The sequence below is a fragment of the Marinifilum sp. D737 genome, assembly GCF_026672275.1.
In the GTDB taxonomy this organism is placed as follows: Bacteria; Bacteroidota; Bacteroidia; order Bacteroidales; family Marinifilaceae; genus Marinifilum.
Map to the genome: position 1 here is coordinate 65,846 of NZ_JANQCD010000021.1, position 21,886 is coordinate 87,731.

Below are 21,886 nucleotides of genomic sequence, written 5' to 3' on the forward strand. Positions count from 1 at the left end.
TTAGATCCATAAGTAAAAAAATATTACAACTATGATCTGGAATAATATAAAAATCGCCTTTAGAAATCTTTGGAGAGATAAAACCTTTTCATTGATAAACATTAGTGGGTTGGCAATTGGTTTAGCCTGTTGTATCATTATATTTCTATTCGTTAGTAACGAATTAAGTTATGACAAATACCACAAAGATTATCAGCAAATATACCGCCTTGGCATAGAAGGAAAGTTAGGTGATATGGAAATGAAAGGACCTTTTACGTCTAACCCTATGGCTCCAGCTCTGCTTAGCGAATTCCCCGAAGTAGAGGAAGCTGTGAGAATAAACCGAAGTAGTTACATTATTCAAAATGAAGACAAAATATTCTCAGAAAACAGAATATTTTGGGTCGATTCTACTTTTTTCAAGCTATTCAGCGCTAACTTTATATCTGGTAATCCTACTAAAGCTATAAGTGAGTCAAGGCAAATGGTAATTACCAAAAGTATGGCTTTAAAATTTTTTGGAAATATTGATGTCATTGGAAAAAATTTGAAAGTAAATCAAAATCAAATCTATACTATTTCTGCAGTAATTGAGGATTGTCCATCCAACACGCATTTTCAGTTCGATTTTCTGATTCCCTATTTTGACTATTCACAATCCAGAGATAATTTTTGGTTAAACGATGGCAAGTACACCTATGTAAAACTTAAAAAGGGAACCAAACAAAGTGATTTTGATAAGAAATTAAATACACTCGTCACCAAGTATGTGGCTCCTGCATTGAAATCAGCTTTAAACATGAATTATGAAGACATGGTAAAAGCGGGGAATTACTATCGCTTTTATTCACGTCCTATGAGCGATATTCATCTTCACTCTCACTCTACCTTTGAACTAGGCAATAATGGAGACATTCTAAATGTTAGCTTGTTTACAATCATTGCCATTTTAATATTGGTAATTGCATGTATAAATTTCACAAATTTGAGTACTGCCAGATCAAGCAAAAGAGCTAAGGAAATTGGGGTAAGAAAATCCTTGGGTTCTTCAAAAACGAGGTTGATTTTTCAATTTTTATTCGAATCGGTACTGCTTAGTTTTATTGCTTTTACCATTGCAATGATTATTGTTGAATTCGTTCTTCCAATAACTTCAGTTTTAATCGGAAAAGAATTGTCCTCTAACTATATAAACAACCCACAATTGTTTTTTATTTTTCTTGGAATTTCAATTGCAACCGGATTATTATCGGGAACCTATGCAGCTTTTTTCCTTTCTTCTTTTAAACCAGCCAAAGTTCTAAAGGGAGAACTTTCGAAAGGAAAAAATAATTTATTGCTCAGAAAATCACTGGTCATTTTCCAATTCAGCATTTCCATATTTCTATTTATTGCCACTTTCACGGTTTACAAGCAAATGCAGTTTATACAAGACAAAAAGTTGGGATTCGAAAAGGAAAATGTGTTGATTCTGAAAAATGCAGACGAAATAAGTAATATCAAAAGCTTTAAAGAAAGGATTCAATCTCATCCAGGAATTATTAGTTCTACTTTTGCTTCCGCCATTCCGGGTGAATTCTTAAATGGTAATATCATTGGAAGAAAAGCAGATTTAGATCCAAACCAATACAGTTTCAGAAGAATTAGTGCTGATGAAGACTATCAAAAAACCCTACAATTAGAGTTAGTAGAAGGACGTTTTTTCAATGAAGAGATTGCATCCGATTCATCTAAAGTATTAATAAACGAAGCTGGGGTAAAAGAATTAGGCTTAACTAATCCTATTGGAGAAATAATTGCTCGCGGGGTAAGGCGTCCTTTAACAATTATTGGTGTGGTGAAGGATATTCATGGCGATACCTTTCGCAATAAAATTCTTCCTTTGATTATATTACCAAAAGATTCGGAATATCAAACACGTTTGGCCATTCGTTATCATGCAAGCAATAAAAATGCAATCCTTGGGATCATCGAAAAAGAATGGAACAACTACACAAACAACATTCCATTCGAATATTATCATTTGGATAATCTAATTTACGATTTGCACAAGAAAGAATATGCCACCATGCGAACATTTACAGCTTTTGCATGCTTGTCCATATTAATAGCTATTCTTGGCCTACTGGGATTAAGCTCCTACACTACAGAACAAAGGATAAAAGAAATTGGCATCAGAAAAACCTTAGGATCATCGGTTGGAGGAATCATTAAAATGATGAACAAAGACTTTTTACAATGGATTCTTATTTCAATTTTGATCACATCTCCACTGGCCTACTTCTTTATGTCGAAATGGCTCGAAAACTTTGCCTATCGTGCAAGTTTAGACATTTGGATATTTATTGCATCTGGCCTGTTATCGATATTAATAGCAATAACAACCATTTCCATTCAAACCTGGAAAGCAGCCAATCAAAATCCTGTTGAATCTTTACGATATGAATAGTTAATTCAAAATTAAAACTCCCAAGAATCATATTTCTTCGGGAGTTTTTATCCTACTACAAATCAGCGGCAACTTTATAAATGGCATTAATTCGATGTTCTTCTGCGGGTGAACTTCCTTTCACATAACCCAAATCACTCAATCGCAAATGCGTAAAGTTTACCAGGCCATTGCGCTCCATTGTTAATTTACCACAATCTAAATTACAACCATCAATTACCAAACAGTCTGAATTCTTTACAGAATCAATCATTTTAGGGATTCCTGCACCAACAAAAGCCAAACATTTCATTTGTGCAAGCTTGTTTTTGTTCATCTTTCTAGCAACCAAATCTGTTAATTCGCCAACGTCTGCAGCTCCAGAACAGGCAAATACAACCTTTGGGCTTTTTCTTTCACAATCGCATTTTTTATCACTCATCATTCAGGATTATTAGAGTTATTGAATATCATCCTTAATTTCATTTGCAATCCGATCAAAAACCTCATCAAACTCTCCTACTCCATCAACCTTCATCACTCCATGAAGCTGATTGTATTTCTCAATCACAGGAACCGTTTTGTGTTCATGTTCTTGCAGGCGCTTCACAATTTTCGAGGTTTCAGTATCATAAGGCATACATCTATCTGTTTTACTTCTGGCATCTAGCCTATTTATTAGTTCCAGAGTAGGCACCTCAATTTCTATAATCTTACTAATCGATGAATTGTGTTTTTTTAATAAACCATCCAGAATATAGGATTGCACCAGAGTTCTTGGAAAACCTTTAAAAATAAAACCTTTCACACCATTAGAGTTTTCTATTTTCTTTTCAATCAACTGAACAACAATTTCATCTGGTACCAATTCACCATTCTCATACAATTGAATAATGTGTTTGCCAATTTCAGATCCACTTTTAATTTCATGATCCAACATTTGTCCGGTGGCAACATACTCTAAACCAAACTCATTGGCCAAAGCGATTCCTTGCGATCCTCTCCCGGATCCTGGATATCCAAACAACACAACATTGTATAAACTCTTGGCTAATTCTTCATTAATTACTTTCTGGATTTCCAGATTTACTTTATCAATGGATTGATTTCCATTAATTCCATGATAGATCCCTTTGTCTTTGTAAAATTGTAAAACGGGTAAAGTCTTATCTCTATATTCTCTTAATCGGTTTCTTATCACAGCCTCATTATCGTCCGATCTTCCAGAAGTTTTACCCCTATTCAATAATCTCGAAACCGATATTTCTTCTTCCACCTCCAAACTTATCAAGCAATTTAAAGATGTGTTTAGTTTAATCATCAAACCTTCCAGAATATAAGTTTGAATGTAAGTTCTGGGAAATCCATCGAACAAGAATCCATTTGCATCTGGGTTCTCGGTAATGGTTTTTTCAATAATCTGTACAATAATCTCATCCGAAACCAAACCACCGGAAGCAATTATATTTTGGGCTTCCAAGCCTAATTTACTCCTTTCCTTTATTTCTTTTCTCAATAGGTCGCCCGTTGAAATATAGAATAGATTGTATTTCTTAATCAAAAATTCGGATTGTGTTCCTTTTCCCGCACCAGGAGGACCGAATAAAGCAATGTTTAGCATATTGGTAAGCATTTGAATTAATGAACTTTCCTAAAAACCACTATTAAAATAGCATTTCCATACCTAAAATTCAAGAAACAGATATTTTTTAACAAAATTCAAAAGTCACCATAAATCCAACTCTCCTTTTTCTCCTTCACTAAGAAGATCAAAAAAAATTTTTCCTCACAGACTAATTTTATTATCTTAAAGATATCCAACCTAATACGATCTTTTTTTTATTCCTACACTTTGAATCTTTTACATATGAAAATGCAAAACAAAAGGAAGAAAAGCCGTCGAAAATTCTTACAGTCAAGTGGAATAATTGGAGTAAGTACACTTCTTGGAGTACAAACATTCCCTCTTTCCTCCTGCTCAAAAAAAGAGGGATCATCTCAAACCATTAAAGTACTCACTCCTGAGGGAAAGCTTATGGAAGTGGAAGCCAATCAGCTGCAAGAGGTTCACCACCACAAACCTACTTCAAGCAAAGAATCGCGTAAGGGAATTCCTGGAAAAAAATTTGTCATGGTAGTTGATCTGGCAAAATGTAAAAATGCAAGAGAATGCATCAAAGCCTGTGAAGCACATCACAATCTGCCACCAGACCGCCCTTTTATCAAAGTGCTAAAAATACAAGATAACCCGCAGTCATCTCCATACTGGATGCCAAAAAAATGTTTTCAATGTGACAATCCTCCCTGCGTTAAGGTTTGTCCGGTTGGGGCTACATTCAAACGATCTGATGGCATTGTTCTAATCGATAATCAGCTGTGTATTGGTTGCCGATTCTGCATGGCAGCCTGTCCTTACTCTGCCAGGGTTTTTAACTGGGGAAAGCCTCAGCCTATCGGCAATAGTAAGCATGCTCATTACTCTCCTGAAACAAGTACACCTAGCCAGGTAGGAACGGTTGAAAAATGTGATTTTTGCCCGGATCTTTTACGCGAGGGGAAACTTCCGCCATGTATTACATCCTGTCCCAACGGTGTTTTGTATTTTGGTGATGCCAACGAAGATGCTGTTACCAATGGTGTTGATACCGTTCGTTTGAGTAAACTCTTAAAAGACAAAGCAGGTTACCGTTACCTGGAAGAACTTGGTACAGAGCCAAATGTTTACTATCTCCCTCCTGTTGATCGACTTTTCCCATTTAAGGAATAAATACAAAATCCTCCCAAACAATATGGAACCAATTCTTAAAACCAAAGAAAACCAACAAGTTTTGAATGATTTGACAACCCCTATTGTCAAGACAGGACGAAATTTCAAACTTCTTATGCTGGTATTATCGATAGTTATTGTTTTCGGAATTTTCGCATACTACAGACAACTTAAACATGGCTTAATTGTTACTGCAATGCGTGATTATACTTCGTGGGGAATCTACATTTCCAACTTCGTGTTTTTTGTAGCCGTAAGTTTGGTTGGCTCTTTAATCAGCTCCATCCTAAAGCTTGCCAATGCAAAATGGTCCTACCCTTTAACACGGATTGCTGAAATGGTGGCAGTAGCCTCAATCATTTGTGCAAGTATTATAATTATTGTGGACATGGGACGCCCCGATCGGTTTTTCTATGTTATTACACATGCACGCATTCAATCCCCCATCATTTGGGATGTTATTGTCATCATTACCTATCTGGTAATTAGTATTCTTTTATTATTACTGCCACTTCTTCCCGATCTGGCCATTTGCAGGGATCAGCTAAATGGAATCTCTCAATGGAAAAAACGATTTTATAAGGCCATTTCATTGAATTGGAAAGGCAGTCCTATGCAACAAAAAAGGCTAAAGCGGGCCTCCTCTATTCTGGAAATAATGGTCATTCCGGTAGCTTTTGCAATCCACACCATAACATCCTGGCTATTTGCCACTACATGGCGTCCCGGTTGGGACAGCACCAACCTGGGTCCCTATTTTGTTTCCGGGGCTTTTATGCTTGGAGCAGCAGTCATAGTAATTGCCATGTACTTTGTCCGAAGGAATTTCCACCTTCAGGCCTATCTAACACACGAACATTTCGACAAAATGGGAAAAATCCTGGTAATGTTATCCCTTGTCTATTTGTACTTCAACATTAATGAATACCTGGGTCCCGCTTTTAAAATGGTAGGAGTGGAAGGAGAACATGTTACGGAACTTTTCTCAGGAAAATATGCTACCCTTTACTGGTTTGTTCAGATTATAGGTCTGATTCTTCCCATCATCATCCTACTTTTCCGACGAGGAAGAAAGCCACTTATCATGTTACTGGTTTCTTTCATGGTGCTTTTGGGTGCATGGCTAAAAAGGTTTTTAATTGTAATTCCATCTTTACAACATCCTTACTTACCCATTCAGGATGTACACGAATCCTACCATCATTACTATCCCACCTGGGAAGAGTGGGCGATCACATTTGCCACCTTTGCAGGCGTTATACTTATGGTAGGATTAATGATGAAAATTTTTCCCGTTATACCAATTACAGAATCCATAAATAATAGATCATCCAAAATTGCCGACAATGATACATCAAACAAATAATCTCATCCCAATTAAAGGTGTACTATATCAAGTCACAAAAAGGCTTGTTATGGTGATTTTTATTTTGGGTTTCATTATGGAAATGTTCGCACAAGAAAGGGGAACTAAAATTGAGCTTATCTTTTCCGATACGGATTCCGTGAAACTAATTACTGCAATTGTAAGGGAACAACACCCTGAGGATATGGGTGCTCCTGTAGCAGGGATCGACCTGTACTTTTACGTACAAAGAAGCTTTAGCCTTCTACCTATTGGCAGTGTTTTCAATACCACCGATGAATCGGGGAAAGTGGAAATCGAATTCCCCTCTGATCTACCTGGCGACACAGTGGGAAATGTCATCCTATTGGTTAAAATAGAAGATACTCCACCCTACCGGGATACCACCATACAAAAAAACATCTCCTGGGGAATCCCCCTGGTATTTGATGAACAGGAAAATAAAAGAAGCTTGTGGGCTGCCAGGGCAAATGCGCCAATGAGCCTTATCCTACTGGTAAACTCTATTCTATTGGTTGTATGGGGAATAATTGCTTACATTCTCTTCCAACTGTATATGATTTACAAAGAGGAATCTGCCTCAGCTAAAAAAACCAGGCAAGATAAATGTTCCGACAACTAATAAAATCGAAGCTAAATTTTTTCACATTTTAAAAAGAATCAACATCATGAAAAATCCAATCAAAATATTATTAATTCTTCTGCTTTCGGCACTGTCACTTTCGTGGATTGAATTTCAGGTTAAGCCTTGGAAGGTACCTGGCAAGTATCTAAATCTCAAGAATCCTTACGTCGACAAAACGGACACTAAATTTGTAGGAAAAACCTTATACAAAATTCACTGCAGTTCCTGTCACGGCAAACAGGGCCTTGGTGACGGAGTAAAAGCCAAACGACTTAAGTCTGCCGTACCTGATTTTTCTCTTCAGGATTTTCAGAAGCAAAAGGACGGGGAACTTTATTTTAAATCTTTTATTGGAAGAGACGAAATGCCCAATTTCGAGAAGAAAATCCACAAGGAAGAGGAGCGTTGGCTACTGGTCAATTATATGCGAACTCTAAAAAAGGAATGAGGAACTTTTTTCTTCATTCCCAATGAAATGATTTTGCAGATATCAGGCAGAACACAACCATTTATCATCCTACTATGCCAAAGCAGATAATATAGAATCACATTCAAGCTTGGAGGGATCAAATTATGACTCAATCGAATCAACCTAATCGTTCTGACAATGATTCATTGCTAAAGAGAATACAATCAATAGAACAACGGATTTCAAGAATTGAAGAATACCTGGTAAACTTACAGTTTAGGAAAGGCGAATTATCTTCTTCACCATCTGATTTTCCCAAGAAAAAAGCCTCTCGCTCGGGAATTGAACAAGCTGAAAATGGTATTGAATTCAAAGTCGGGGAGTTTGGCCTGGCCTGGTTGGGAAGTATCGTTCTTTTAATAGGGATTATCTTTTTAATGAACTATTCAAAAGATATTGGCTATCCTATTGTTTCAAGCCTAATTGGATTTTTTTCTGTCCTGTGTGTGTTCGCCTTGTCTCATATGCTCAGAAAGAACTTTTCTCATTTGGCTTTCATGCTCCAGCTTAGTTCACACCTGCTTCTGTACTACGTAAGTTTACTATTACATTTTTTTACTCCTCAACCTATTATCTCACAGGCTTGGATTGTTATCTTTCTACTTCTGATTATATCAGGAATTCAGATTTACCTTGCCATAAAAAAAGAGTCAAAACTTTATGGAGGCATGGGCATACTTCTGTGTCTTTTAACTGCAGTTTTCTCTGAATCATTGCAGCTACAGTTCTCTTTACTGCTCTTTACTTCGTGTATCACATTATTTTTTCTACTTCGATATTCCTGGTGGCACATTTTTTTACTCTTTTTATTCCTGGTTTATTTTTTCCATTTGTCTTTTTTGTTGGGGAATCCAATAATAGGGCATCCTCTAAGACAGATAAGCAGTCATGGATTTAATCTCCTTTATTTATTGTGCTATTTTGGAGTCTATTCATTAATTGCTCCACTAAGAAGCAAACTGTCCATCTCAGACAATCTGTTTCTTCTTCTTCTGATTTGGAATGGAATATGCTTCACCTTTATGCTGGTGATGAATGTAATCTTCTTTTACCAGGATAATTATATTGGAATTTTTGGAATACTCGCACTCCTATCCCTGATCTTTTCAGTTATTCTGAAATCCATAGAGAGCAATCAATTTGAAATGTCTTTCTATGCTTGTTTTGGCTTTATGGCATTAAGTGTCTCCGTTTATGGTTATTCTCAACTCCCGAATACTTTTTTATGGCTTGCTCTGCAAAGTTTACTGGTGGTTTCGATAGCACTTTGGTTTAAATCCAGATTAATTACCATTGTCAATACAATATTGTTCCTGGGAATTCTCATAAGCTATTTAGCTTATAATACACCTACTGGAATGATCAGCTTTACCTTTGCACTGGTTTCATTTGGTTCTGCACGTATCCTCAATTGGAAGAAGGAACGTCTAAGTTTACGAACCGATCTTATGCGTAACATGTACCTGGGCGCACTCTTATTGATGATGCTCTACGGCCTATACCATGCTATTCCCCAGGAATACATTACTCTTTCCTGGACGGCTACTGCTGGATTATTCTTTCTGGCAAGTATCTTGCTCCAAAATTTTAAATACAGGTGGCTGGCAATCTGCACCCTATTTATCACCGTTGTATATCTTTTATTTGTTGACCTGGCGCATTTGGAGTTAGGGTATAGGGTAATAGCCTTTTTCTTCCTGGCTGGCATTTCATTAGGAGTTTCACTGTACTATACCAAGAGAATCAAAAAACATAAAAACAGTCTGGAAAATGGGGATAACAAATCTTAAATGAATTTAAGAACAATTTAATTCTCCTTCTTTACATCTCTTATTTTTACCAATATTAAATTTAAACTAGCTCAATAAATTGTATAATATCAAGGATTTAAATAAATTATAGGAAACTAATCCATAAATAATGAAACTACCTAAATCTTTTTACAATTGGACCTCGGTTTTGGGAGCTAGTATTGCAACAATTGCCTTTTTCCTTATCGTATTCTTTTTTGTAATCTCTGTTATCTTCGATCAGGGAAGTTCCTACATGGGATTAATCATCTATATTGTACTACCTGTTATCATGGTTATCGGGATGATATTGATTCCTATCGGTATGGTACTTCAAATTCGAAAACGCAGTAAGCTCGAATTCATTACAGGAACACAAAGATGGCCCAGAGTTGATCTAAATGATCAGAAACATCGAAATGCATTTTCAATTTTTGTCATCATCAGTTTCATCTTTCTTTTTCTTTCATCTATAGGAAGCTATGAGGCCTTTGTCTACAGCGAATCAGTAGCATTTTGCGGTACACTCTGCCACGAAGTTATGGAACCCGAATATGTAACTTACCAGCAGTCTGCACATGCCAGGGTTGCCTGTGTTGAATGTCATGTAGGAGAAGGGGCCGATTGGTTTGTTCGTTCAAAACTAAGTGGTTTGTACCAGGTCTATGCCGTTATTTCTAACCATTTCCCCCGTCCCGTTCCTACACCGATTGCCAATTTGCGACCCGCCCAGGAAACCTGTGAACACTGTCACTGGCCTGAAAAATTCTACCCTAAACGTATTAAAAACCAACGAAATTTCCTTACTGACAGCCTGAATACAGAATGGAATATTCAGCTTCTAATGAAAACAGGTCCCGATCATCACACCCAACAACTTTCTGAAGGAATTCACTGGCATATCAACCCTAATATCAAAATAGAATTCATGTCGGCTGATGAAAAAAATGAGTTCATACAATGGGTGAAGTATACCAACTTAAAAACAGGAGAAGAGCATATCTACAAAGACCAAATGATGGAACCAGACTCTGCATTCTATGCTGATGCAAAACTTCGTACCATGGATTGTATGGATTGCCACAACCGCCCATCACATGTATACCTCTCTCCCCCTGATTTTATCGATATAGCTATAGCTGACAGCAGTATCAATAATAAAATCCCATTCATTAAAATGGCTGCGATGGAAGCTTTAAAAGCACCATACGGTACGAAAGATAGTGCCAACCTGATTATAGAACAGACAGTACTAAATTTCTATAAGGAAAAATACCCCAAGCTTTCTGATACTTTTAAAGATGATATCAGTCAGGCGATTAAGGGAATAAAAAAGGCCTATCACAATAATAATTTTCCTGCCATGAAAGTGCGCTGGGATGTTTACCCCGATCATAAAAGCCACATGGAATCTCAAGGATGTTTTCGTTGCCACGATAACATGCATGCCACAGACGAAGGACGCATCATTTCAAAAGATTGCAACCTCTGCCACACCATTACATCGCAAGGAAAGGTAGATTCGTTACAATTCGCAATTTCCGGAAATAGCCTTGAATTTAAGCATCCCATTGATATTGGTAATGACTGGAAAGATTATTCCTGTGTCGATTGTCACGCGTATCTTTATCCTTAAAAAATATATATCCTGTAAATATCAAATAGACTAAAACAAACAGAGCCGACAAATTGCCGACTCTGTTTTCTTATTCTTGGGTAACTATATTATCCTGCTTTTTTTGAATAACGATTTGCTTTTCGTATAAATTAGAAATCTTTGCAAAAAAGTTGCGAACTTTACCCCATTCTTCCACAGGCAAATGACTATTTTTGATACCAACTTCAAATTGTATAATCACCTTATTAGCCTGTTTCTCATTGTCTGACTTGATATAAAAATAATCATCCTCCCAATTGTTTTTCAGTTCCTTTATTCCTTTCACATCAAAGCCTTCGGGCAACTCAAGTTCAAGTTTATACAACATCGCCTCCTTATTTTTAAAATGGACATCTAACATACGATCCTTTTGTAAGAATTCTTCCCCCAATGGTTTTTTCATGAATCTGCCTACACTTAACAAGCTTCTTTCTCCAAACTGAGAAACATAGGAAGAGCTCTCCCAGACAACCTTAAAATTAAGCGATGAAGAGTCAGTCCAACGCCCCGATGAAATCAAGTTAAAATCAACCACATTACAGTTTTGAATTCCATAAAGCTCTTGTAAATATTTTTCAAGACTTTCTGTTCTCTTCTTCTCTTCATCAGCAAACCTTACTCTCAGCTTTTCATTAAAAGCCCTTAATTGCTCTAATTTTCTTCCCTTATCTCTGTCTTTAATAAATTTACTATACTGGTCAGCTTTAAACTCATCGAAAAATACCTTATTGGTCATCACCAGTGTATCCCACTCTAATTTCGAAGTACCACTAATTGTAAATTCAGACTCAATTCTTAAAGTTTCATTTTCCGAATCGAATTTTAGTTTAGATACAATATTTTCTTCATTCTCACTTTTTAATTTAGGAAAAGTGTATGTCGATACAACTGGATTTTCCCCAATGGATGGCACTGCATATGCTTTTACCTCACTTAGCAAGTGAGGGATTTCCGATGGCAGGCTGTACGGATTTATTTTTGTAATTAGGATAGGATGCTCCTCTCCCTTCACATGTAAACCTAAACTCAATTCATCCAGAAAAAGCAAATCATCCACCTCTCCAATATACTTAGGCATAATGTACAATAAGTCGTGTTTTATCTCATACATTTTTAAAATTCTACTAATACCACCAACTGTGCTATACATCGTAAACCAATTGTAATAATTAGTCCTCTGATTCTTCACAAAAAACTGCTGTTGACACCAATATTCACGCAAAAAGAAATAGATATCATGAACGAGTTTTTCTACATTCTCAGGTTTTTCTTTTCCATACTTTGAAATAATATATTTCTTCAATACAGGATAAAAAGTACCTGCTCCAGCGGTATTTACAGATTTTGCCAGCTTTGCCAGGCCTTGAGGATAGGCGGTATTTTTCATTTTTAATCTCTCACCTAAAAAGTCAGCATATGGCACTGAATATGAAAAAGCTCCCCCAGGGAAAAAAGCTTGAAATTTTATGCATGGAAGCTCAGAATAAGGAAAAGCCAAAATTTCATTCTCAAACTTCTCTCTCCCTTCATCAATCAAATGATATTTAACAGCTTTTGATACATCCGTATCTATTTCTTTCATAAAAGGAGCATCATTAACTGACCTGCAATTCAGATAGCATTTTCGGGCGATTTCCAAAGTCAGCTCTTGCCTTACAATTGGATGGTTATCATTTAGAAAATATCGTACCGGATCAAACATATAGAATTGATCCATTGGGAACCTTCTTTCCATACAGTAATAATAGTCAATCACATCGCCCTTTTCCAGATTAGGTATGGCTATTTTTTGATAGCCCACCTTCCTATTTCGGTGCTTTACCTGCGTATGAATTTTGTCTGACTCTCCCACGATTTCCTCACTCCCATCAACTTTAATCACCTTAATACCAAAATAGTAATGAAGGTTAGAAGATCCCCAGAACAGGCTGTAGTATTGTTGACTCTCTGCAAATGAAAACTCAGAATAACTTTCTATGGCCTTATCATCAATTACTTTTATTCTTTTGTGGGTATGATACCGCTCTTCTAAGGAGGAGAACAGTGGTGTTTTCTTCACCCAGTAGTAGGTTTCCTTGTTCAGAATAACAGCTGATTCATCTTTCCATTTTTCAGGGATGTCGGTTTTCGTCCACTGCTCCGATCTATTCTCCCAGAATTGATTTCTTAATTGCTCTGCACGCAGCGAGTCAGTTTGTCCATATGACATTCCAACCATCGAAATTAATGCTAACCCTAATAGTATGATATTCTTCATTTTTACGTGTTTATTTTTTCACATTTAAGACATGGGATTTCTAATCTACAATAAATTACACAAGTATTCCCTTATGGGTTTTATAATTATTTAATCATGTTTGCTTCATCTATTTTTCCTTCAATACAATTTTCTGTTTTCTTGCTTTATGCTGGTAGTCGAACAATTTTGCAAGATCTTTTATTTGTTCCTGCTTGTAGATTTCATAAGGAATATACAAATGCGATTTAAATTTTACCAAATTGCCATCCAACAAGTATTCCATCCTGTAAAAAGCATTGTCAAATTCAAAAACCAATGGCTTTGGCAAATAGCACAATTCCATAGATTCCGGAATTTCCAAGGTCGTCTCATTCGATTGGTTTATAACTTGAGCAAACCTTACATGCCTACTTTTAGAAGTATCTATTTCAAAATTGATTTCAGGCATTAAATTGGCAATTCCAATAAATCGCTCATCTGCAATTTGTTTTAAAGCATTGTTTTTTAGTATTCTTCCTGTCAAATTCAAATTTGAATCTCTGTCAAAAGTCGCGGGTAATGCACCAAGTGAATCCATAAGTAAATTATCTTCCTGGCACAAAAGTTCTCTAACATTCTTCTCTTGATCCGATCTTGAAAATTGTGACAAACTCATATAGAAATGCCTTTTTGCTTCCCCTTGCAGCTGAAATTTCAGCTTACCCCTCAAATTATTTCCCTTCAATTCCAGTTCATAGTTGTAACTTTCTTCAGAAATATCTTCTTCACTCCTTCTCACTGTATCAATTACAAAATTGTTTCCATTTTCTATAAGGATTTCCTTTCCATTAATCCGGCTGGCCGTTTCGCCCAACTTCAAATACTTTTCAGTGGCATCCAGATAATATTTTCTTTTGCCCTGATAAAGCACACAAATCATATGATTATCAACTGCAATGGAAGGCTCTTTATATGTATAGGGCAAATCCTGGGTGCCTAACCATGCCAGGCGTGCATCATATCCAAGGCTTGTAAGCATGGCTTTCAACAAATTTGACATCCCTTTGCAATCGCCATATTTATTCTCATAAACGGATAAGGCATTTTGCGGACGAAAACCATCTATTCCTTGTTCAAAAGCAATGTATCTTATCTTATCCTGAACCCAGTAAAAAACCTTTTTGATACTATCAAGTTGATTAAAAGCTCCCAAAACCACATCTGAGCTAATCGCTTTAAACTTTTCCAAATCGTATTGCTCTGGCCCTCTCATTTCCTTATACCATTTATACAACTGGTCTACATTTTCCAAAATAGGTTTCCATTCTCCGTTCCCTGTTCTAAACTTATTGTATAAAAACAGAAGATGCGGATGCACATTTGCATAACCTGTAAAATAATCAGATTGGAAAGGAGCATTTAGATTTCCAGCTGTATAGCGATAACGAATATTTCCTTCAGGCAGAGAATCTACTTCACATGTTAGATCTGTATGATCAGTATGATACAATTTCACCTTCATATCCAACCAGGCAGGAACCAATACTTCTACTTCTCTTTTCACCGTGAACAATTTCAAATCTGCCATGTAGGTTCTGGTATAAAAACGTAGGTCGTCGGTAGTACTTTTCACTTCAAATTTCCCATACTGGTCGCTTGGTTTGATATTTCTTGAGAAGTAATAATATTTACTATCGCTCTGAAAAATCCCAGGGGCATAACTATCTCCTATCACTGGCTTTATGCTTTTTCGTCCAGAGCAAGTATAGAACTTGTAATGTGTGATTTGCTTATGAGAACTAGTAAAATAGTGTCTCATAACAGAATTATTTTGCAAGGGCACAACACGACACAAATCAGTCTCTTTCACAACAGGCATGCCCTCGTTTTTTGATCTTTCAAAAGTAATTACTGTTTTCCAGTGTTCAATAAGGGCATCTTTCTCCTGACTCTCATCAAGTAACTCGTAACTAGATCTGAGTTCAACCTGGGCTTTCAAATCGGAATTAAAAATCAAGAAAGCAATTAGAACAGTAAAGTAAAATTTTCTAAACATATCAGACATATTATAAAACCAGATCTTTTTAATGTGAAACTCCAAAATAATCATATTTATATTGATTAGAGTATGTCTTATAAACTTTTTACTTTAAGAAAACTATTTGGATTTGTTTTAATTAAAGAAGATATTCGCAGTAAACAACAACAAATCAGAATATGAGTAAGAGAAGATTGACAGGAGAAGAACTTCACGAATTGGGAATCAAGTGGGTCTACAAACACATCAAAGATGAGTTTGAAGTCCTATCGGTAAATATTGAATTTGATAAGAATCCACAAATTTTAGCAAGAAAGGACGATGAAATGCATTTTATCGTTGTTAAGACTAGCACTTATCCTGATGTTGGATCGTTGACTTCAGTAGCTGCAGAAGAAATTATCAAACACGCCGACAAACACAAGGCTAAAATTCTATTTGCCCATGTTGGTGTAGCAAATGCAGATGCCAAAGATGAATCGGGAATGCAATTCCCGGAAAAAGATGGTCATTATTATATCAATTACACAGGATTAACCATAGAACCAAACATTTTGCTTGACCCAAACAATAACTAAGATCGGGATTATGACAATGAAGGAAGAATTTAAACGCATCAGGCATGAATATGGGAAAAAAGAGCTTCTAGAATCAGATGTTAATTCAAATCCATTCGAACAGTTTAATGTTTGGTTTTCTGAGGCAGTGGAGCAAAACCTACCTGATTCTAATGCAATGTGCTTGTCAACGGTATCATGCCAAGGAAGACCATCATCAAGAATATTATTACTAAAAGATTTTGATGAGACTGGTTTTTGTTTTTTTACCAATTACGATAGTAGAAAAGGAAAAGAAATAGAGAGCAATCCTTTTGCGAGCATGGTTTTCTTTTGGCCCGAATTAGAACGTCAGATCAGAATTGAAGGAAAAATTGAAAAGCTGGATACTATAAAATCGGATGCTTACTTTAATGAAAGACCAATTGGTAGCAGAACCGCAGCAGCTGTATCTCCGCAAAGCAAAACAATTGAGAACCGTAATGAATTGGAGAAAATGGTTTTTGAATTCTCAGAAAAGCATGGAGAAAATTTGAAAAGACCAGATTTTTGGGGAGGCTACAAATTAATTCCTGATTTATTTGAGTTCTGGCAAGGAAGAAAAAATAGATTAAACGACAGAATTGAGTACATACTTGAGAAAAAATCTTGGATTTACCGAAGGCTTGCCCCTTAAAAAGAAACATTCGTCACCACTATTAAGCCATTGATACAATAAATCAAGAAAAGCAACTTTCTCAGGGTTACCTTTTACTTATTTCGAGAATAAAATAATGAGATTAATTACCCAAACGAATTTTTCTCACTCAGTAAATTGTATGTAGTAAATTCACCCTTCCCTGTCCAGGAAGGGTGCTTTTATTTCTTCAGTTTACACACAAAATCAGGAGAAACAAAATTATCAAAACTCATGCAAACGTGTTGAGAACAGCAAACTGCAAACTCCACCATTTCTTGTATTTGTTCTAAATTTAATAATTTAATCTCCTTTTTACCAATATTGGCAGTAAGCATAAAGTAGGCAATGGAAGCATTAAAGGTATCTCCAGCTCCCACAGTGCTTACAGGCTGAATTTGTGGTACTGCAAATGAATGCAACTTGTCTGTATATACAGATACTCCATTTTTATTGGCCGTATAAATCAACACTGCTGACGAGAATCCTTTTAGCCACTCCTTCGCTTCTGCTGCGGATTTTACTCCACATATCAACTCAAAATCCTCGTTTGAGGCCTTTACAATATCAGCTAAAGCCAGATTCTCCTTAATATATGGAAGTACATCTTTTAATAATGGCAAGTGTTGTTCTCTAAAATTGGGATCGTAAATGATTATTGCTCCTTTTTCTTTACAGGATTTTAGAAAGCTAACCAAACCAATTCTAAATTCTTCCTTTATTGCCAAAAACGAACCAAAAAGTATTACATCATCTTTGTTTACATCATCAGGAAATGTAATACATGACTTCTTTCCTGCACGAGTTTTATAAAACGCATAATCTGCATTTCTGTGTTCATCGAGAAAAGCCAGTGCCAGATTAGAATTGGTATCAGTAAACCTGGAAATGTTCTGAGTATCGACGGCATTCTGCTCAAGAAACTTGATAATTTGCATTCCTACTCGATCCTCTCCCAACTCACTAATCAAGGAAACCTTTATTCCCAATCGCCCCAAACTAACCGCAGAGTTTAAAAATGATCCTCCAGGTCTTGCCTCTACAGGCTTATCATCTTCAAAAAACAGATCTAAAACGCAATCTCCTATGGTATATACCTTTCTCATTACATATTCAATTAAAACCAACGCTTCAAAATTATTAGAAAATGTCCACCGAATTGCTAAAATCATCAATTTGAACCCTTTTTTTTCTAAGTCCATGTGAAAAAATTGATCTATTTTTGTATAAAATCGATTCTCGCAAGCCAGTTTTTAATAAATCTCTAAAAAATCTATAATTTGGACTGAGTCTAGATTAAATACAAACTATCAAGATTAAATCGTTTTCGATTCATGCAATTTTATCTAACTAAAAATAGCAAGGTTAAATTGGAGGGATTGGGGTTATAGTGTGGAATGCAGGAATTTTTGCCAAGTGAAAAAATAAAGTATTTTTGATTCCGTCATTCCCTAAGCAAACAAAAATTGGAGACATATGCAAAGTAAAAAACCAAGCGAAATTAAAAAGAAGGTTAAGGGTAGTCAAAAAGACTTAATCCGTTATATCAACCTTCAATTGGCTTCTATGGGGCAACCTATTTACAAAGGAGATTCCCTAGAGGGGAAAAAGCAATTATCTGATCCTAAATTTATCGAATTGACGGATAGTTTAATCCAAAACTATCGAGCTAAATCTCGTTTATTAGCAGATCATCTTTGCCCTGCCGACCAACGTATACAGAACTTTCTGAATGATTATTTAAAAGATGTAGACGATGAAGTTGCACAACTTCCTACAGATACATTTATTCTTGACCAACCTGGAATTGCAAGAGAATTAAGTTTGCCTCCAAACAAGGATGAACACATTACAGAACTTTTAAGTTCGTATAGAATTAAACAAGGTGTACTTCACAACCCAAAACACGACAGAAGAACTACTAAAGGTTCATTCCATATTGTAGAAGGTAATCTTCCTGTACCATTGGATAAAATTGAAGTACCTAAAATAGCATTTTCAAGATTCTTAAAAGCAGCACTTACGCCGTCTGCAGAAAACAAGCAACTTCCTTTCACATCTGCACAGGAAGACAAAGCTGAATTGATGGTATCTCTTTTACTTCGTCCAATAGTTTGTCCTGAGGTAAAAGATGTAATTAGCCAAAAATCTATGGAAGTTAGATTCTTTGCACCAGGTAGTCTTGTAAGTAACCTGGACTTTGTAGAATCAATTTTCGGTAATGCTGGTGATCCAAATATCCCTGCTAATGATTCTGGTTTGGACATTGAGCACTGGACAGGACACACAGGATGTATTATTTTGGCTCCTCAATTAACCAAGCTTACCAAAAAAGAGTTAGGCTTACCACATTACGATGATGCAACAGAGCGTCAAAAAAGAGATGGTGTTTGCTGGATCAAAGAAGACGAACTTTACAACAATGGTACTGCATTTAAATTAACATGCCGCAGCGAGAATGGTGTTGTAGTTACTTTAATTGCTGATAACTATTTCGGATACTCGAAAAAAGAGATCAAAACACAAATCAGTTTCTCTGCTAACCTTTATGGTTTAGCTGAAGAAGAACATGCTGGTGGTGCTATTGCTTTCCCAAGAAAGAATTTAGGTGATAGCTTTAGCGGATCATTGTTCATGAAGAACGTATTGAAAAAGCAGTACAGCTACGATGAAGTGGTAAAAGAGTTTGGTGCAACAATGGATGTATATCCTGAAGGATATGCCGTTGATAAGGAGTATCCTAACATTTACTACATCAATGAAAATGCAAATATCGATCTTTACCAAAGCAAAGTAAGCTGGGAAAAAGATGGAAAAGAAGAAAGCATTAGATTGTTACCTGACCATTACTATGTGCATCCATCCGGATACAAAATGCACATGGAGAAACACCCAACTGCTCCATCATGGAGATTGGTAAGTACTGCTTCTGAAGGGACTTTCTGCCACAAGCCATGTACTGTTTCAGGTGGTGGTAAATCTGAAATTTCCAAATCACTTCTGAATGCTATTATTTATAGTTCGTTCTATGTTCAAGACATGGAAAAAGACTTTAACCTGGCTGATGAAGTTATTAATCACGATTATACAAAACGTTGGAAAGATCATCCGGATAGAACTGAACCATCAAGATCTTTATTAAGCTCTGATCGTTCTTTAGGATCTGTAGTTAAGTTATTAACTCCATCGAAATATTATACTGCTGAATACAATGCATTTTTGGACACAATTCCAGATCACGTTAAGGCATTGGTGTTATTCGTTAAGAGATTCTATCGTCCGGAACGTACCGATAGCAACTGGAGAGATTACTTTTCTGTTGATGTAATCAATGGTAGAAAAGGACACGAATTGTTATTCAACAACCGTAAAATTGTTGCTAGTTACCTACGTGTAGGATTCGCTGATGATAATTCATGGTACTTGAACAAATTGCGTCAAGATTTTATTGCTGCAGCTAAAATTCAAATGGAAGATGATATTACTGCTTCCGTAGTACTTCCTGCAAATCAATTGAAAAATCTTAATGAAGCTTACGATAACAAGAGTGTTAAGATTACAACCAACTGTGAGAAAAGATTCTTCCAGCGTCCTGATGAAGCAATTCACCGAGGATATGACAAAGAAGCTGAAGCAGATCTATCGATGAGAAATAACTTTACATCGAACTACGAACCATTGACTACGGAAGATGGTAAGGAGTTAATTGCTGATGCAATTGGTTTTGACATGTATACCAAACCGATTCAGGAAGTAATTAAACGTGGAGCTGATAGTAAGAAATCTAACTATTTTATTTCTCCATCACATCCTAGAATTGTAAACGGAACTCCTACCAAGAATCCAAGATATCTGCAAATCAGACCTGATTTGGTAAATCCGATTGATGATCGTTTGGCTGACGTAGGTATTCGTTTGGCAAGAAGAATTCCATTGAACCAGGCAGTTTACCATCCGGTAAATGCAGTTTTACCTGGGCGCAGAAACAATCCGGCAGAGAAAGAAGTTGGTATCCGTGCATTGAGTGTTTACAACCCAATTCACTACCAGGAGTTGCCTGAATTGTTCATGGACTTTATCTGTAGTTTAACTGGTAAATCTCCATCAACAACAGGAGCAGGTACTGAGGGAGCATTAACAAAAGGTCCTTTCAACATGTTGTCGCCAACTACTGACTTGAACAATGCATTACTTTCTTATATCCTTACCGGATATCAAGGATTCTCATCTGCAGCAGGTCACGTTGGAAATGAAAACAGATTCGACCATGATGTATCATTGTTGATTCCTGAGTTGTGGTGTCGTTTGAAAGAAGAGAACCGTGATCCTAAATTGTTGATTAATGAAGGTTCATTGGAAAAATTAGATGATTTCGAATATGAAGGAGAAAAAATCTATGCTTCTCGTTTGGGATATCGTATTACTGAAGAGTTCTTATTCCGTTATATGAACCGCATTTTCGATGAACCTCAGAATGTATTCAACGAAAGAATGTTGAAACCTGAGATTCAGGATATGGAAGCATATATAGATGGTATTAAGAACATTTGTGAAGCTCAGGAAAAAGTTGCTGTAAATTACTTTAAGGATAATAGTGTTGAGGCTGCTATTCCTCCATTAAAGATTCTATTAAGCATTATGGCTTACGGAGAATATGAAGGGAAAGAGATCTCTGATCCTGAATTGCGTAAACAATTCGATCGTGATGTAGTAATCAATTCTGATTGGTACAAAGAAAGATTGAAACGCAAGCAGCAAATCGATATTGAATTCTACGAAAAGCAAATTGCTTATATTGAATCATTCATGGCTAAGAAGTTGAATGCTGAATGGAGCGAAGACCTAAGCCTTGCAGATCGATATGCAAAAGCTAAGAAGGATTTAGAACATGTTAAATCTGCTGAATATCTTGAAAGTTTAGTAGGTACAATTGGTGCTGATCCTTTGTGCAGAAAATCTGAATAATTAAACCTTCGATAATAAACGAAAAGGGCAACTCATTTCTTATGGGTTGCCCTTTTTAATTAGTAATGATTAATTAATAATAAATAATTCGGATGGAGCCCATGGGTTATTATCCCCATCCAACCCTCCACATACAAATGCTTCCCACAGAGTAAATTCAGTAGTTATTGACCGTTGGACTGTTGGACTGTTGAACTATTGGACTGTTGGACTGTTGGACTGTTGGACTGTTGGACTGTTGGACCGTTGGACCGTTGGACTGTTGGACTGTTGGACTGTTGGACTGTTGGACTGTTGGACTGTTGGACTGTTGGACTGTTGGACTGTTGGACTGTTGGACTGTTGGAC

The 21,886-nt window shown here is 36.4% G+C and carries 15 protein-coding genes; 10 read left to right on the forward strand and 5 right to left on the reverse strand.

Annotated features, from left to right (window positions below; translation table 11 throughout):
* The first annotated feature begins 31 nt into the window (after positions 1-31).
* Complete coding sequence (locus NQ163_RS13290; protein ID WP_268190799.1) at positions 32-2,431, forward strand: ABC transporter permease; 2,400 nt, start codon at positions 32-34, stop codon at positions 2,429-2,431.
* Positions 2,432-2,486: 55 nt separating this feature from the next.
* On the opposite strand, the gene NQ163_RS13295 is transcribed toward NQ163_RS13290, so the two are convergent.
* Both NQ163_RS13295 and NQ163_RS13300 read right to left on the reverse strand, forming a co-directional pair.
* A complete protein-coding gene (locus NQ163_RS13295) occupies positions 2,487-2,852 on the reverse strand; it encodes a putative zinc-binding protein (RefSeq protein ID WP_268190800.1) in 366 nt (121 codons plus the stop codon).
* Positions 2,853-2,870: 18 nt separating this feature from the next.
* Positions 2,871-4,031: an adenylate kinase gene (locus NQ163_RS13300; RefSeq protein WP_268190801.1), complete on the reverse strand. Its 1,161-nt coding sequence runs from the start codon at positions 4,029-4,031 to the stop codon at positions 2,871-2,873.
* A 246-nt stretch (positions 4,032-4,277) separates the two neighbouring features.
* On the opposite strand from NQ163_RS13300, the gene NQ163_RS13305 reads away from it, so the two are divergent.
* The 6 genes from NQ163_RS13305 to NQ163_RS13330 all read left to right on the forward strand — a co-directional run bounded on the left by NQ163_RS13305 (position 4,278) and on the right by NQ163_RS13330 (position 11,063).
* Positions 4,278-5,177, forward strand: a complete 900-nt coding sequence (locus NQ163_RS13305; protein WP_268190803.1) for a 4Fe-4S dicluster domain-containing protein — start codon at positions 4,278-4,280, stop codon at positions 5,175-5,177.
* 22 nt (positions 5,178-5,199) lie between these two features.
* Positions 5,200-6,543: an NrfD/PsrC family molybdoenzyme membrane anchor subunit gene (gene nrfD, locus NQ163_RS13310; RefSeq protein WP_268190804.1), complete on the forward strand. Its 1,344-nt coding sequence runs from the start codon at positions 5,200-5,202 to the stop codon at positions 6,541-6,543.
* A 49-nt stretch (positions 6,544-6,592) separates the two neighbouring features.
* The gene (locus tag NQ163_RS13315) at positions 6,593-7,165 is read left to right on the forward strand and encodes a hypothetical protein (RefSeq protein ID WP_268190805.1); all 573 of its coding nucleotides are present in this window, start codon (positions 6,593-6,595) and stop codon (positions 7,163-7,165) included.
* A gap of 46 nt (positions 7,166-7,211) precedes the next feature.
* Positions 7,212-7,616 carry a c-type cytochrome gene (locus NQ163_RS13320; RefSeq protein WP_268190806.1) on the forward strand — a complete coding sequence of 135 codons (405 nt, stop codon included), beginning with the start codon at positions 7,212-7,214 and terminating at the stop codon, positions 7,614-7,616.
* Between the two features lie 125 nt (positions 7,617-7,741).
* Entirely contained in the window at positions 7,742-9,427 is a 1,686-nt protein-coding gene (locus NQ163_RS13325; RefSeq protein WP_268190807.1) for a hypothetical protein, read from the forward strand.
* 130 nt (positions 9,428-9,557) lie between these two features.
* Positions 9,558-11,063, forward strand: coding sequence for a cytochrome c3 family protein (locus NQ163_RS13330; RefSeq protein ID WP_268190808.1), 1,506 nt, complete (start codon positions 9,558-9,560; stop codon positions 11,061-11,063).
* A 70-nt stretch (positions 11,064-11,133) separates the two neighbouring features.
* Here the strand turns inward: NQ163_RS13330 and NQ163_RS13335 are convergent, their stop codons facing one another.
* Together NQ163_RS13335 and NQ163_RS13340 are read right to left on the reverse strand one after the other, a co-directional pair.
* The gene (locus NQ163_RS13335; protein WP_268190809.1) at positions 11,134-13,341 is read right to left on the reverse strand and encodes a hypothetical protein; all 2,208 of its coding nucleotides are present in this window, start codon (positions 13,339-13,341) and stop codon (positions 11,134-11,136) included.
* A gap of 109 nt (positions 13,342-13,450) precedes the next feature.
* Positions 13,451-15,358: a transglutaminase-like domain-containing protein gene (locus NQ163_RS13340; protein WP_268190810.1), complete on the reverse strand. Its 1,908-nt coding sequence runs from the start codon at positions 15,356-15,358 to the stop codon at positions 13,451-13,453.
* 161 nt (positions 15,359-15,519) lie between these two features.
* On the opposite strand from NQ163_RS13340, the gene NQ163_RS13345 reads away from it, so the two are divergent.
* Entirely contained in the window at positions 15,520-15,918 is a 399-nt protein-coding gene (locus NQ163_RS13345) for a hypothetical protein (protein WP_268190811.1), read from the forward strand.
* 10 nt (positions 15,919-15,928) lie between these two features.
* Positions 15,929-16,573 (forward strand): pyridoxamine 5'-phosphate oxidase, encoded by a 645-nt coding sequence (gene pdxH, locus NQ163_RS13350; protein ID WP_268190812.1) that lies wholly within the window; start codon positions 15,929-15,931, stop codon positions 16,571-16,573.
* Positions 16,574-16,755: 182 nt separating this feature from the next.
* Here pdxH and NQ163_RS13355 read toward each other — a convergent pair whose 3' ends face one another.
* Positions 16,756-17,679 (reverse strand): PfkB family carbohydrate kinase, encoded by a 924-nt coding sequence (locus NQ163_RS13355; RefSeq protein WP_268190813.1) that lies wholly within the window; start codon positions 17,677-17,679, stop codon positions 16,756-16,758.
* A gap of 370 nt (positions 17,680-18,049) precedes the next feature.
* On the opposite strand from NQ163_RS13355, the gene NQ163_RS13360 reads away from it, so the two are divergent.
* A complete protein-coding gene (locus tag NQ163_RS13360) occupies positions 18,050-21,538 on the forward strand; it encodes a hypothetical protein (RefSeq protein WP_268190814.1) in 3,489 nt (1,162 codons plus the stop codon).
* Positions 21,539-21,886 lie beyond the last annotated feature (348 nt).